The organism is Burkholderia sp. JP2-270, assembly GCF_003233675.1.
Classification (GTDB): Bacteria; Pseudomonadota; Gammaproteobacteria; order Burkholderiales; family Burkholderiaceae; genus Burkholderia; species Burkholderia pyrrocinia_C.
The window spans coordinates 2172544-2186611 of the sequence record NZ_CP029825.1; the positions used below are offsets into that span (position 1 = coordinate 2172544).

13 protein-coding genes and 4 pseudogenes are annotated in these 14068 nt (G+C 63.0%); 7 read left to right on the plus strand and 10 right to left on the minus strand.

Translation table 11 applies throughout. The annotated features are described in order from the left end of the window. Positions 1-261: 261 nt before the first annotated feature. The gene (locus DM992_RS27875) at positions 262-528 is read right to left on the minus strand and encodes a DUF5676 family membrane protein (RefSeq protein ID WP_111019504.1); all 267 of its coding nucleotides are present in this window, start codon (positions 526-528) and stop codon (positions 262-264) included. A 72-nt stretch (positions 529-600) separates the two neighbouring features. After that, a pseudogene (locus tag DM992_RS42950) lies at positions 601-804 on the minus strand (isoprenylcysteine carboxylmethyltransferase family protein); the annotation flags it as partial. Between the two features lie 222 nt (positions 805-1026). Between DM992_RS42950 and DM992_RS27885 the strand changes: the two are divergent. From DM992_RS27885 to DM992_RS27905, 4 genes and pseudogenes are all read left to right on the plus strand, one after another. Continuing rightward, positions 1027-1689 carry a LemA family protein gene (locus tag DM992_RS27885; RefSeq protein ID WP_111019505.1) on the plus strand — a complete coding sequence of 221 codons (663 nt, stop codon included), beginning with the start codon at positions 1027-1029 and terminating at the stop codon, positions 1687-1689. Positions 1690-1706: 17 nt separating this feature from the next. After that, positions 1707-2539: pseudogene (locus DM992_RS27890) on the plus strand (YgcG family protein). Between the two features lie 2 nt (positions 2540-2541). Then, the gene (locus DM992_RS27895) at positions 2542-3039 is read left to right on the plus strand and encodes a TPM domain-containing protein (protein ID WP_111019506.1); all 498 of its coding nucleotides are present in this window, start codon (positions 2542-2544) and stop codon (positions 3037-3039) included. 424 nt (positions 3040-3463) lie between these two features. Continuing rightward, a pseudogene (locus DM992_RS27905) lies at positions 3464-3556 on the plus strand (H-NS family nucleoid-associated regulatory protein); the annotation flags it as partial. 68 nt (positions 3557-3624) lie between these two features. On the opposite strand, the gene DM992_RS27910 reads toward DM992_RS27905, so the two are convergent. From DM992_RS27910 to glmS, 5 genes and pseudogenes are all read right to left on the minus strand, one after another. Continuing rightward, positions 3625-4632, minus strand: a complete 1008-nt coding sequence (locus DM992_RS27910; RefSeq protein WP_111019509.1) for a PoNe immunity protein domain-containing protein — start codon at positions 4630-4632, stop codon at positions 3625-3627. Between the two features lie 15 nt (positions 4633-4647). Continuing rightward, positions 4648-4911 (minus strand): hypothetical protein, encoded by a 264-nt coding sequence (locus tag DM992_RS27915; RefSeq protein ID WP_111019510.1) that lies wholly within the window; start codon positions 4909-4911, stop codon positions 4648-4650. After that, positions 4908-5147: a hypothetical protein gene (locus DM992_RS27920; protein ID WP_204356133.1), complete on the minus strand. Its 240-nt coding sequence runs from the start codon at positions 5145-5147 to the stop codon at positions 4908-4910. The genes DM992_RS27915 and DM992_RS27920 overlap by 4 nt, the downstream gene beginning before the upstream one ends. Continuing rightward, a pseudogene (locus DM992_RS27925) lies at positions 5144-5857 on the minus strand (DUF2345 domain-containing protein); the annotation flags it as partial. The pseudogene DM992_RS27925 and the gene DM992_RS27920, both read right to left, overlap by 4 nt. A 296-nt stretch (positions 5858-6153) precedes the next feature. Next, a complete protein-coding gene (gene glmS / locus DM992_RS27930; RefSeq protein WP_111019511.1) occupies positions 6154-7983 on the minus strand; it encodes a glutamine--fructose-6-phosphate transaminase (isomerizing) in 1830 nt (609 codons plus the stop codon). A 156-nt stretch (positions 7984-8139) separates the two neighbouring features. Between glmS and DM992_RS27935 the strand changes: the two genes are divergently transcribed. After that, positions 8140-8631: an Lrp/AsnC family transcriptional regulator gene (locus DM992_RS27935; RefSeq protein ID WP_111019512.1), complete on the plus strand. Its 492-nt coding sequence runs from the start codon at positions 8140-8142 to the stop codon at positions 8629-8631. A 10-nt stretch (positions 8632-8641) separates the two neighbouring features. Here DM992_RS27935 and panB read toward each other — a convergent pair whose 3' ends face one another. Next, a complete protein-coding gene (gene panB / locus DM992_RS27940; RefSeq protein WP_111019513.1) occupies positions 8642-9493 on the minus strand; it encodes a 3-methyl-2-oxobutanoate hydroxymethyltransferase in 852 nt (283 codons plus the stop codon). Between the two features lie 77 nt (positions 9494-9570). Between panB and DM992_RS27945 the strand changes: the two genes are divergently transcribed. Beyond that, a complete protein-coding gene (locus DM992_RS27945) occupies positions 9571-10389 on the plus strand; it encodes a helix-turn-helix transcriptional regulator (protein WP_111019514.1) in 819 nt (272 codons plus the stop codon). A 28-nt stretch (positions 10390-10417) separates the two neighbouring features. Here the strand turns inward: DM992_RS27945 and DM992_RS27950 are convergent, their stop codons facing one another. Next, positions 10418-10951: a methylated-DNA--[protein]-cysteine S-methyltransferase gene (locus tag DM992_RS27950; protein WP_111019515.1), complete on the minus strand. Its 534-nt coding sequence runs from the start codon at positions 10949-10951 to the stop codon at positions 10418-10420. Then, positions 10948-12432 carry a DNA-3-methyladenine glycosylase 2 family protein gene (locus tag DM992_RS27955; protein ID WP_111019516.1) on the minus strand — a complete coding sequence of 495 codons (1485 nt, stop codon included), beginning with the start codon at positions 12430-12432 and terminating at the stop codon, positions 10948-10950. Before DM992_RS27955 ends, DM992_RS27950 begins: the two co-directional genes overlap by 4 nt. A gap of 321 nt (positions 12433-12753) precedes the next feature. Between DM992_RS27955 and DM992_RS27960 the strand changes: the two genes are divergently transcribed. Next, on the plus strand, positions 12754-14046 hold the full coding sequence (locus DM992_RS27960) for an MFS transporter (RefSeq protein ID WP_111020432.1): 1293 nt from the start codon (positions 12754-12756) through the stop codon (positions 14044-14046). Positions 14047-14068 lie beyond the last annotated feature (22 nt).

The following is a 14068-nucleotide window of genomic DNA, read 5'->3' on the forward strand; positions in this document are numbered from 1 at the left end:
CGATAAAGCCTGTCTTCGCCGGGGTGACCGCTCATTTTGACGCTCCTATGCTCATCCGTTCAGCTCCCATTGGGACTCGTCGCCCTGCGCATTCGGTATTGCCGTGACGATGGTGCTACCGCGTGCCGATGTGTTGAGCAATTGCGCAGCAGCAACGTTCATTCCGCGCGTCCCGTTCTACCTGTAACCTCAATCTTCTGATTCCAGAGACCGACACCGGCAACATGCGGTCTGGGAGAGGTATAGGAATACGGGATTGCGTCAGGTCTGCCGACAGAGGCGGTTGTGTAACCATGCGAAGAAGGCGCCGGCTGCAAAGAACCAGACCGCAAACACAAAGGCCGGGTAGATAACAAACCACCAGGACAGTGGCTCGCCCGTCTGAAGGCGGCGGAAATCGAGTCCGTGAAAAAGAGCGTTCATGAAGTTCATGAACGGTTCAGGAAGTGCCATCCATATAAGCGTACATAGGACATAGAAGAGCACAACCGTGACTGAAAGCGTCACGCCAGTCTTGAAGGGCCTCATGGCAGCCTCCTCATCCCGGAAGATTACGATTGAGTTCAGAAGCAGCGCCAGCTATGGGTGAGCCGCCTGAATTCAATGTACTTGGGCCGGGCGTTTTCCAAACAAATTAGGTACAAAGCGCGGCGTGTGTGCCGCGTATTCACGCCACGCCTCGCCGAACTGCGCGTCCGAATCGCGCTCCTCTTGTATCGCTAGTCGAACGTACATGAAAACTAGAATTGGGAACATAGCCAGAGTCACGAGCGTGGGCCATTGGAGCAGGAAACCCAGCATGATCTGACGCCCCTTCGATGGCTTGACGTGGCTCAACGAATCACGAACCGAATTCTTCATACGTAGCACGGTCGCGGAGCGAGCATGCGAGCGGGCGTATCGGTCCGGGCATGCTCGACAATGCAGCATTGATGTGCATCAACGCTGCGACCGCCCAGCTCCTTACGATAGGTAGTGCACCCGTGAGCGGCAGAATGCCGCGGAATATCGAACAGAGGCGCGTCCATGTCGGCAAATTCTGCAGCAATCTCCGCGCGGCGCCGTCTGGCCCGCGCACTTCTGACGGCAGCACTGGCGGTGAGCCTGCTTCCTCTCCCTGGGTGCGGCTATAACGCCATCCAGACCGAAGATGAGCAGGTAAAGGCCAGCTGGTCAGAAGTTCTAAATCAGTATCAACGGCGTGCCGACCTTGTTCCCAATCTCGTCAACACGGTGAAGGGGTATGCGAACCAGGAAAGGGAAGTGCTCGTAAGTGTGACGGAGGCCCGGGCACAAGTCGGCTCGATTCGCGCCACGCCCGAAATCATTGCCGACCCGCAGGCGTTCGCAAAGTTTGAAGCGGCGCAGGGGCAGCTCACGTCGTCTCTGTCACGTCTGCTCGTGGTATCGGAGAACTATCCGCAATTGAAGTCGGATGCGAACTTCCGCGATCTGCAGGCGCAGCTCGAGGGTACGGAAAATCGCATTGCCGTAGCCCGCAATCGATACATTCGCTCCGTCCAGGCGTACAACACGACGATACGTTCGTTCCCGAATAATTTGACTGCAAAGGCATTTGGCTATCTGGAGCGCCCAAACTTCTCGGTGAGCAACGAAGCCGAGATTTCCAAACCGCCGCGGGTCGACTTCGGCTCGACGCCGGCATCTGCAGGCAAGGCCTCCAATTGAACATGTTCCGACTGGCGATGGCCGTCGTCTTAGCCTTCTTTGTCCTGGGGGGAGCCTGCGCCCACGCGGATGTCGTTGTCCCGCCGCTGACATCGAGAGTAACCGATGAGACTGGAACCCTGACCAGCGACCAGATGGCCAGCCTTGAAAAGACGTTGAGAGAGTTTGAGGCGAAAAGAGGAACGCAGATTTCAGTTCTCGTTGTTCCGACCACGGAGCCCGAAACCATCGAACAGTATTCGATGCGAGTCGTCGAGCAATGGAAGCTTGGGCGCAAGAATGTCGACGATGGCGCGCTCCTGATTGTCGCCAAAAACGACCGAACGCTTCGAATTGAGGTCGGATACGGCCTCGAAGGCGTGCTCACCGACGCGACGAGCAATCGCATCATCAACGAGGCGATAGTTCCGCGGTTCCGAAACGGGGATTTCTACGGCGGCATCACTGCCGGCCTCGACGGCATGATGCGCGTCACCAGCGGCGAGCCGTTACCTCCGCCGCAGCGACGATATCATGCAGGCGATGGCGCCGGACGGTTACTTCCGGTCCTCTTCCTCCTGACGGTCATGGCCGGCGGCCTTCTGCGCGCCATGCTCGGGAGACTGCCGGGTGCAGCCGTTACAGGCGGAGTCGTTGGGGTACTCGCATGGGTGTTGTCGGGGGCGCTTTTTGTCGCCATCGCTGCAGGACTGATGGCGCTGCTCTTCACATTGCTGGGGGCGGGATGGGATCAGCTGGTGGGCGCTTCATTGGCGGCAGCGGTGGTAGTTCTGGCCGCGATTCAAATCGCGACATCTTTCGCGGAGGCGGCGGAGGCTTCGGCGGCGGTGGCGCATCGGGACGGTGGTGAGCATGGACCTGAAACGCCTCTTCCGGCATCTTTTCACGACCCATTGGCGGGTCAACAGCGCATTCTCACGGCGGGAGCTTATCGCTATTGAAGAGGCTGTACGTACTAGTCATCGCGCGCACGTGGGTCAAGTCAGGTTTGCTGTAGAGGGTGCGCTGCACATCCGCGCCTTGCTGAAGGGCACATCTGCGAGGGATCGTGCCATCGAGGTTTTCTCGGACCTCCGGGTTTGGGACACCGAGCACAACAACGGCATTCTTATCTATCTGCTTCTTGCGGACCGCGACGTCGAAATTGTTGCGGACCGAGGCATACACGCCAAGGTGGATGGCCGCGAATGGGAGGCGATTTGCCAGGCCATGGAGGCTCATTTCCGGCAAGGCGATTATCGGGCCGGTGTTCTGCGAGGTATCGAGCAAGTTACCGATCTGTTGCAAAAACACTTTCCACTTCATGGTCCGCGGCTCGATGACCTTTCGAGCTCGCCCGTCGTGATATGAGTTCCGAAGCTTGACATCGGTCCTTTTCTCGAACGGAAATTCTGGCTGAGGCGAGGCGTAATTCGTTGATGCGAATCGAGGTAATCAGTGGTGCTATCGTCACTTACGTGATGCCATGCAGCCCCGATTTGCATTACCACGGAATCTCCATCAAGCCCGCGAATTACCTCCCGGACCAGGAGGAACTCGCCCGGGAGCATCGCGAGCGGAACATGCTGAGTTGCATTAGTTTTAGTTACACGTCGCCATCAGTTCTGGTTTAACGCAGATTTCGTTGGAAAATCAATGACTTCCTCGGCTTGCCCGGCCACACCCAAGCCGGTCGGTGTTTGCGTGCACGTCTTGAATATCGGTACCCTCGTTTTTCCAATAGTTTCGGTTACGGCCGGCCTCGCACAGAGCCTCGGTGTGTGTGCGGCTCCGTCCGAAGACTGGCGAGACGTGGTCTGGGCGCGGTCGTGCTCCGCTCTGGATTCGCGACGCAAAGAATCGCGACCGTTTCCTCATCGCAAAGTAAGGCATTAAGTTCGGCAAGACCGCGCGCATCAAAATTTGTGCGTGTGGCTTGGAGAACTCGACTATGCGTCAGGCCTTGCGTTCAAACTCCCAGAGCGCAGGTTGGGAGCGGTATGCACCTGACCTGTCCGGAGCGAACACTTCTGGCATGCGCTCGCCCTGTTGCACCATCACGCCCGGCACATGGTGGCCCTGTGCTTTCCAGATACCGGTCTCCGGGCATACCTGACCGGTACGCACTGTCTTCGGCCCGTTGTTCTGAAGTGCCGGCGGATTCCCCTTCGCGGGGTCGAAGTTGCGCGCAAAGTCGGCTAGGTCCTTCGGATACAGCAGATGGTCCCGGAAGGAACTGTCGTCCAGCTCCAGCAGATAGGCAACCGCTGCGGCTTCGATTGCCCAATAGCCAACGTACGTCCCCTTGCCGCCCTTCTGTGCTTCGAGGTGGCCGTCATGCCACACCGCTGCGGCCATGCCCGGATACCAGGCTTCGAGATATTGCGTGATGTCGTCGACACATTCCTGTTTCGCTTCGCGGTAAAGGCTGAAGACGAGCGGCCGATACGGAACATCGTGAAACCAGCTGTCGACGTCAACACGCCCCTCGAGTTCATACGCGAGCAGGTCTTCGTAGAGTGTGTCCTTCCCGCGGTAGGCCGGGTCGAACATCGCGACGATGCGCGGCAGCAAGGCACGCCGATGCAGCAGGTAGCAAAAGCCAATCAGCTGCATCGCGGTCTCATAATCGCCGATTTCACTGAACGCGAGCGGCGGCTGCCGGTCATCTGCCTGATGCACGCGCTCGGCTATCGTGAGTTGTTCGAATGCGGAGACCACCGAATCGAATTCGTCTCTTAGCAGGCTGATGTCCGCGCCGCCCGTGTACATGAGCAGAAAGCGACGATAGCTGTCGGAGGCAACAATGCCTCTGGTCAGCGCCTTCCTCTCATTTTCAGTATCGCCGATAGGGGTCAGCCTGTCTTCCCAACTCGCGATGTTTTCAGAAAAGGAGGCCAGCAGCCACTTGAAGTAGTCCTCGCCCAGAAAACGCTGTCGTCGCTTCGAATCAAAATCGCTCATTTCGAATATCTCGTGTCAGGTACGCGATTTTAGCCGCTCGGCTTTGCGCTTGACCGCTTCAGCCACCTCGCCGTCCTTGTAGTGGTGAGTGAATGGTAGGTCGTGGTCGGCGTGTCCATGTTCATCACCCGTCGCAAGCGCTTCGACGTGCTGCGCGGCCGAGGGGAGGTAGAACGGCACATACAACAAATGTCGCGAGTAGCCTACATTCAGAATAGACAGCTCGATATCTCGCGACACGGCCTCCGGCAGATTCTTCAGAATCCAGGCGTTGCTCATCTGACGCCGGCGCCGACGACAGGGACCCAGCCCACGACGGCGAACACCAGGTCGATACCGGCCTCGATTTTCGTCATCTCGTCCGCACTTTCGCGTGCATTCCACACCGTCCAGACGCTTTCCGTAGTGTCGTAGACGTTCTGCGCGACATAGAACAATGGCACGGCGTTGGTCGCCATCGACCAGCCAATCTCTTTGACGGCCTCTTCGATTGCTTGTTGGTCGTTTTCGTTCATTTCACGTCCGGCCGGCCAGAAAATTTATTGAATAGGCTGTAGAGGTTTTCCTCCGTAATGCCCTCGTGCCCGGCTGCATGCAGTTCTTTGAGAACATCAGGCTGTGCGAGCTCCGTGGGTGCGGGCATTGGTTGTGGATTGAACGGCCGCGCGTCTTCGCCGAAGAAGACCTTCGCGGTGCCGTCAGGCACGTCGCGCAGGACCGCGTGACCGTTTCCGTCGAGCTTGCCGGCCAAGGTCGTTCCGTTCTCGAACACGACTTTGTAGGGAGCCTGAGGCACGGCCTTCAGGTTGTCGTCCGTAAGGTTCAACTCGAGCTTGTTGTGCAGGTCGCCCTTGGGCAGGGCGGGCAAATCGTAGGGTGCGCTCGTGGGGCCGGCGAACGCATGCTGCGCTCCCTTGATGTCTATCTTGCCCGGAGCGTGAATCTCGATATTGCCGCCCTGGATTCGGATGTACGCGCCACCAGAGGTCAGCAGGACGCCCTGGCTTGCCGCGACTTCAACCTTCTCGGTCGCCGACAGCACCTTCACCGCCTTCTGCGCGGTCATTTCGATGTTGTCCGACTGCGCTTGGATTTCCACCTTGCCTTTCGCAGCAAAGAGCTTCATTCCCGCGTTCTGGACGAAAAGGCTGATGCGCTCGGCGACGCTCACGAGCAGCGACTTGCCGGCAGCGAGGTGTGTGCTCTGGCCGCTGACCAGGTTGACCTGTGCGTCCGCGCCTAGGCTCCTGTTCGGAAGCGCTAGGCGCATCAATTCCCGCCGGCTTAACCCCGCGCACGAACGACAGTGGCCTGCAGACGGCCCCTCGTCCGTGCGGCTGAGCATCGATTTTCCGCGACCTTCTTCCTCTCGGTCACGCGCAATTGCTGTTGGAATAGTTTCGCTTAAGCCCCGCCCGGCGGCCGTTTGCGGGAATTTTATAGGGCGTTAAGTGAAACTTCACGAACGGCTTTAAGCGAAACTATTCGAAGTTGCCACACCCTAGAAACTCGTGGATGTCGTCACTCCACTGTCACCGACTTAGCGAGATTCCTAGGCTTATCAATATCCGTCCCCCGCGCCAACGCAGCGTGATACGCCAGCAGTTGCATCGGCACCGTATGCAGAATCGGCGAAAGCGGCCCGTAGTACTCGTTGAGTCGAATCACCTCGATCCCGTCACTCGGCACCAGCCCGCAGTCCACATCCGCAAACACAAAAAGCCGCCCGTTCCGCGCGCTGACCTCATGCATGTTCGACCTGAGCTTTTCGAGCAGCATGTCATTCGGCGCAACCGCAATCACCGGCATTTCGTTGCTGACGAGCGCAAGCGGCCCATGCTTCAACTCACCCGCCGGATAAGCCTCCGCGTGGATATAAGAAATCTCCTTCATCTTCAACGCACCCTCGAGCGCGATCGGATAATGCATCCCGCGCCCGAGAAACAGCATGTTGTCGCGTCGCGCGAGCAGTTCCGACCACGCCATGATCTGCGGCTCCAGCGCGAGCACCTTCGACATCGCATCGGGCAGGTGCCGCAGCGCACGCAGATGTTCCTTCTCTTCTTCATCACTCAACCGCCCGCGCACCTGGGCAAGCGACAACGTGAGAAGGAACAACGCAACCAGCTGTGTCGTAAAAGCCTTCGTCGAAGCCACCCCGATCTCGATCCCCGCACGCGTCACGAACTGCAGCGCACATTCACGCATCAACGCACCCGTCGCGACGTTGCAGATCGCGAGCGTATGCATCATCCCGCGCTGCTTCGCAACATGCACCGCGCCGAGCACGTCGGCCGTCTCGCCGCTCTGCGACACCGCGACAACCAGCGTGCGCGGATTCGGCACACTGTCGCGATAGCGAAACTCGCTGGCAATTTCAACACTCGCCGGCAGCTTCGCGATGCTCTCGATCCAGTACTTCGCGGTCAGCGCTGCGTGATAGCTGCCGCCGCACGCGAGCAGCAACACCGAGTCGACGTCGTTGAACACGCGCCACGCACCGTCGCCGAACAGCTCGGGCATGATCGACGCGACGTCGAGCAGCGTATCGGCCACCGCCTGCGGCTGCTCGAAGATCTCCTTCTGCATGTAGTAGCGGTACGACCCGAGATCGGCCGCGCCGCTATGCGCGGCGACCCGTTGCACCGCGCGCTCGACGCGCTGACCGGCCGCATCGACGATCCAGTAGCGATGCAACTGGATATCAGCAACGTCGCCGTTCTCCAGATACGCGATGCGATCCGTGATGCCCGACAGCGCAATCGCATCGGACGCCAGGAAATTCTCGCCTTCGCCAACGCCGACCACGAGCGGCATCCCGTCGCGTGCGCCGACGATCCGGTGCGGCTCGTCGCGGCACATCACCGCGATCGCGTAGCTGCCGCGCAGTCGCGCGACCGCGCGCCGCACCGCATCGAACAGGTCGCCGTCGTACAAGTGGTCGATCAGGTGCGCGATCGCCTCGCTGTCGGTCTGGCTCGCGAACACGTAGCCGTGCGCCTGCAGTTCCGCACGCAACTGGTCGCAGTTCTCGATGATCCCGTTGTGCGACAGCGCGATGCGCGCGTTGGCGTCGCTCGGCGAGAAGTGCGGATGCGCGTTGAGCGTGAGCGGCGCGCCATGCGTGGCCCAGCGCGTATGCGCGATGCCGGTGTAACCCGACAGCGCATGCTCGGCGATCTCGCGCTGCAGGTTGGCCACGCGATCGACGCTGCGGGCACGCGCCAGCGCACGGTCACGGTAGACCACAACGCCGCACGAGTCGTAGCCGCGGTATTCGAGCCGCTTCAGGCCGTCGACCAGGTTCGGCAGGATGTCCCGCTGGGCGACCGCCCCAACAATTCCACACATATCGCGCTCCGTAAATGTCCTGTCTGGATCAGTGAGAGCGATGGTAGAGGCGGCCGTATGGAATTAAATTTCAAAATATCGATATAAATGAAACGAGACGTAGATCGTCTATCATGGTGAAATTAAATTTCACTCCCTGACCGGAAGGAGCCGCCGATGGCCGGCATCATCCTCGACGATCTCGACCTGCGCATCCTCGCGATCCTGCAGGACGACGCGTCGGTGTCGAACCTGCAACTGGCCGACCGCGCACTGTCGTCGCCGCCGACCTGCATGCGCCGCGTGCGCCGGCTGACGGAAGCCGGCGTGATCCGCCGGCAGGTCGCGGTGCTCGATCCGGTCGCGATCGGCACGGCCGTGACGGCGCTGATCGAGATCAGCCTCGACCGGCAGACGGCCGAAGACTACGACGCGTTCGAAGCGTACGTGTGCGCGGAGCCGGCCGTCACGCAGTGCTACCGCGTGTCGCCGGGGCCCGATTTCGTCGTGGTGGCCGATCTGGCCGACGTCGCCGAATACGACGAATTCGCGCGGCGGTTGTTCACCGGCGCATCGAACGTCCGCAACGTGCGGACGTTCTTCTCGACGCATCGCGCGAAATTCGAGGCGAACGCGCGGGTCACGCATGCGATGCGCAAACGCGCGTGATTGCGTCGCATCAGGCGGCGGCCGCGTCCGCCAATTGCAGCGGCTTGCCATACCCGAAGCAATGCGCCGGTTCGGGAAACACGCGCTGCCGCACGTCGTGCGCGTACTGGCGGATAGCTTCGCGCATCACCGTATTCGCATCCGCGTAACGCTTCACGAAGCGCGGCGTATATGCATCGAATGCGCCGATCATGTCCTCGGTCACGAGCACTTGTCCGTCGCACGCGGGCGATGCGCCGATGCCGATCGTCGGGATCGTCAGCGTTTCGGTCAGATGGCGCGCGAGCGCTTCGGCGGTGCCTTCGATGACGACGCTGAACGCGCCGGCCCGCTCGGCCGCGCACGCGGCGTCGAACACCTGCGCGGCCGAACGCGGGTCCATGCCCTGCGCGCGGAAGCCGCCCGTCGCGTTGGCCTGCTGCGGCATGAGGCCGACGTGCGCCATCACCGGTATGCCGCGCTCGGTCAGGAAGCGGATGGTATCGGCCATCTCGCTGCCGCCTTCGAGCTTCACGGCCTGCGCGCCGGTTTCGGCGAGCAGGCGCGCGGCGGAGCGATACGCCTGCGCGGGCGATTCCTGGTACGTCGAGAACGGCAGGTCGACGACGACGCACGCCTGCGCGGCGCCGCGTACGACGGCCGCGCCGTGTGCAATCATCATGTCGAGCGTGACGCGCAGCGTATCGGGCATTCCGTACAACACCATGCCGACGGAATCGCCGACGATGATCACGTCGGCCACATCGTCGACGAGCTTCGCCATCGGCGCGGAATACGCGGTCAGCGACACGAGGCTGCCGATGCCTTTGGTCGACCGGATCGCGGTGACGGTCTTGCGGGTGGTGCGGGTATGAGCGCTCATGTTCGGAAGCCGTGTGAAAGAAGAGCCGTGACGGTAGCATCGCGCTCGTTCGTGCAATGACCTTCGGAGGACGTCTTATGTTGCTGGCGGGACAATCGGGTGACCCTTACGCAGTGCCGTCGATGGCGCGCCTGCCGCGGCCGCTGTACGTGCGTGCGTTCGGGATTCCCGGCAACGTGAGCGTCGACGCGCACAGTCATCCGTGGGCACAACTGATGTATGCGACGAGCGGCGTGCTCGAGGTGTCGACGCCGTCGGGCCGGCATCTGCTGCCGCCGCACTACGCGATGTGGATTCCGCCGCACGTGCCGCATGCGGTGACGACGCGCGATTGCGTCGCGTTCCACAGCCTGTATCTCGACGAAGCGATCGCACGCAGCGATGCGAACGACGATTGCACGATCCTCTGCATGACGCCGCTGCTGCGCGAGCTGGTGATTGCCACGGCCGAATTGCCGGTGAACTACGACGAGACGGGGCCGGACGGCGCGCTCGTATGCGTGATCGCCGACCGGATCGCACGGATGCGGCCGGCGCCGCTGACGGTGCCGCTGCCGCGCGATTCGCGCCTGCTGAAAATCGCGCGTGCATTGCATGCGCAGCCGGGCGATACGCGCAGTCTCGACGAATGGGGGTATCAAGTCGGCGCGACGCGGCGCACGCTGTCGCGACTGTTCCGGCAGGACACGGGGCTGTCGTTTACCGAGTGGCGGCAGGCCGTGCGGCTGCTCGCGTCGCTGCCGCTGCTCGATGCGGGCGAGCCGATCGGCGCGGTGGCCGCGCAACTGGGCTACGACTCGACGTCGTCGTTCATCGCGCTGTTCCAGGCGAAATTCCGCGTGACGCCAGGAGCGTATGCGAAGCGTGAAGCGCGCCGGCCGGTATTGACTGCGTGACGCGGCAACGCGTGCCGCTCACCGTCACTCAGAACGCGAGCGCTGTCTGCACCGGATGAAGCGCACCGCGCTCGAACCCGGCGCCTTCGAGCGACAGCAGCGCGCGCTTGCGGTCGATGCCGCCCGCATAACCGGTCAGGCTGCCCGACGCGCCGACCACGCGGTGGCACGGCACCATGATCGACACCGGGTTCCGGCCGACCGCACCGCCCACGGCACGCGCGGCGCTCATCGGCAACCCGACGCGTTCGGTGATGTCGCCGTACGACACGAGCTCGCCGAACGGAATCGCGAGCAGTTCCTTCCACACACGCCGCTGAAACGTCGTGCCGCGCAGGTGGATCGGCACCGAGAACGTCTCGCGCATGCCGGTGAAGTATTCGGCGATTTCTTCCGCGACCTTGCGCGCGATCGGCGAAGTGACGAGCGCGTTTGCTTCCTGCGTGATCGCAAGCGACGGGAAGTATTTCTGGCCGACGAAGAACAGGCCCGTCAGCGCATCGTCCTCGATGCGCACGGCGATGTCGCCCAGCGGGCTCGGAATCAGGTGAGCGGGAGTCATCGCAATACGTCTCCTTGAAGGCGCCAAACATGCAGCGCCGCATACGCGCGCCACGGCGCCCAGCGCGCGGCTTGCGGCGAGGATGATGGCATGCGCGTGCGCTTGATGTGCTCGATGTGCTCGATGCGTGCGGGAAGCAACGCATCGTCGGCCGGGAATGCATTCGGCCAGGCCATCGCACGCATCGCGACGTACTGCACCGCGCGCTCGTCGAAGCCGGGCATCGCGCGCAGCGCGGCGAGCGTCGCGTCGAGCGGCGCCATCGGTTCGAGTGCGAGCATGCCGTCGGCGACCGCGCGTGCGAGCGACACGATCGCCTGTGCCGTTTCGCGCGTCATGCCGAGTTTTTCAAGCGCCGCCGGTGGCAGGGCGGCCAGCGTCGCCGCGGGAGGCAGCGCGTGCGTCAGCCCCGGCGGCGCGCCGTCCACCTCCGTGCCGAAGCGTTCCGCGACGCGCGCGAGCACTGCACCCGCATGCGCCGCCGCGAGCAGTTCGCCCGCGATCGCGCGAAGTGCGATTTCGAGGCCGTCGAACGCACCGGGCACGCGCAGGCCCGGCGAGCCGCTCGCGAGTGCGCCGAGATGCGCGTCGATCACGTCGGGGCGGCTGTCGAGATCGAACAGCCGCCGCACGCGCGCGAGTACGGCCGGCACGACCGGCGTCAGCGCGGGCGACACGGTGACGGCCAGCGCGAAGCGCTGCGGCACGTGCGCGATGGATAACCACCCTGTTACGCGACCGCCATCGTCGCGGTTCGGCAGTTCGACGACGCGCGCATAGCCTTGCGCGTCGATCCGCTCGACTCCGTCGATCTGCCGCTGCGCGAGAAAGCGCATCAGGTCGGCCCACGCGAACGGCGGCCGGTATGGCAGCGGGAACGTCATGTCGCCATCGGCGGACGCGCCGGCCCCTTTGCGAAGCCGCAGCGGATTGAGGCCGTAGCGCTGCCGGAACAGGTCGTTGAAGCGCCGCACGCTGCCGAAACCGGCCGTCGATGCGACGACGGCCACCGGCAGCGCGGTGTCGGTCAGCAGCCGCTTGGCCATCAGCAGACGGTGCGTCTGCGCGAACTCGACCGGCGATACGCCGAACTGCGCGGCGAAGATCCGGCGCAGATGGCGTTCGGTCACGCCGACGCGCTGCGCGAGCGCGTCGACGGAATGCTCGTTCAGGAAACCGTCCTCGATCAGCGTGGCGGCCGCGTCGGCGAGATTGCCGGACAGGTCGAGCAGCCCGTGACCGGGCGCGAGCTCGGGGCGGCAGCGCATGCACGGCCGGAAGCCGGCTTTCTCGGCGGCAGCGGCGGTCGGGTAATAGCTGCAGTTCTGCGCTTTCGGCGGCTTCACCGGGCAGACGGGGCGGCAATACACCCCCGTCGTCGCGACGCCGACGAAGAACCAGCCGTCGAAGCGGCGGTTCCGCGAAAGCAGGGCGTCGTAACAGGTGTCGGGATCGAGGCGCATGAAGCGACTGTAAACCATCCCCGCTATCGATTCTGGCTGGAATCGGACATGTGTCTCGGCGGCCGTGCCCCGATTTGCGCGTTGGAAAATCCGGGAAAAACGGTTAATGCCACTCTTCGAAACAGTCGTCTCTTTTGCCGCGGCCAATTTGAGATGACTCATCGAAATCCCCGACTGACAGGGTGCCGGCACACGGCCTATTCTTTGAAAAACGTTTTCCAGATGGATTGGCGATCGGCCGTGCCGCGACAGCGTGCCACGGCCGCCCGCCCCGGCGCCGGTCGCCGGTCAACGAATATCGTGCGGCGCGACGGGCGCGGCCGCGCATCGGAGACATTCATGCAATCTGCCGTCGTCGGCACGGTGCGGGCCGTCGCCAGCCGCTACCGCTGGACCGTCTGTGCGCTGCTGTTTTTCGCGACCGTCATCAACTACATGGATCGGCAGATCCTCGGCCTGCTCGCGCCGATGCTCCAGCACGACATCGGCTGGAGCCAGGTGCAGTACGGCCGCATCGTGATGGCGTTTTCCGCGTTCTATGCGCTCGGGCTGCTCGGCTTCGGGCGCATCGTCGACTGGCTCGGCACGCGCATCTCGTATGCGGTGGCGATGCTGGTATGGAGCATCGCCGCGATGCTGCATGCGGCGGTCGGCTCGGTGACGGGCTTCGCGTTCGTGCGCGCGCTGCTCGGGATCGGCGAGGGCGGCAATTTTCCGGCCGCGATCAAGACGACGGCCGAATGGTTTCCGCGCCGCGAACGCGCGCTCGCTACCGGCATCTTCAACTCGGGCGCGAACATCGGCGCGGTGTTCGCGCCGGCGATCATCCCGGCGATCGCGGTGGCCTACGGCTGGCGCGCGGCGTTCGTGATCATCGGCGCGATCGGCATCGTATGGCTCGCGGTGTGGCTCGTGCTCTATCGGCAGGCCGATACGCGCGCGCTTGCCGCGGAATACGACGAGCCGCGCGACGAAGCCGAAGCGATGGATGCGGCGAACGCGAACGCCGGTGCGCCGCGCTGGGGCGAACTGATCCGCAAGCGCGAGACGTGGGCGTTCCTGGTCGGCAAGTTCCTGACCGATCCGGTGTGGTGGTTCTACCTGTTCTGGCTGCCGAAGTGGCTCAACGAGTCGCGCGGGATGGACATGCAGCACATCGGCCTGCCGCTCGTCTGCATCTATGCGCTGACGACGGTCGGCAGCATCGGCGGCGGCTGGCTGTCGTCGATGCTGCTGCGCGCAGGCTGGAGCGTGAACCGCGCGCGCAAGACGGCGATGCTGATCTGCGCGTGCTGCGTGCTGCCGATCGCGTTCGTGTCGCAGGTACAGAGCCTGTGGATCGCGGTGCTGATCGTCGGGCTGGCCGCCGCCGCGCACCAGGGCTGGTCGGCGAACCTGTTCACGACGGCCTCCGACCTGTTCCCGCGCCGCGCGGTCGCGTCGGTGGTCGGCATCGGCGGGATGGCCGGTTCGATCGGCGGCGTGCTGTTCTCGGAAGTGATCGGCCAGGTGCTGCAGCGCACGGGCCACTACTGGGTGCTGTTCGCGATCGGCGCGCTCGCGTACCTGCTCGCGCTGGCGATCATGCACGTGCTCACGCCGAAGATGAAGCCGGCGAAACTCGACGCTTGATCGTAGGTCGGAAAACGAACGC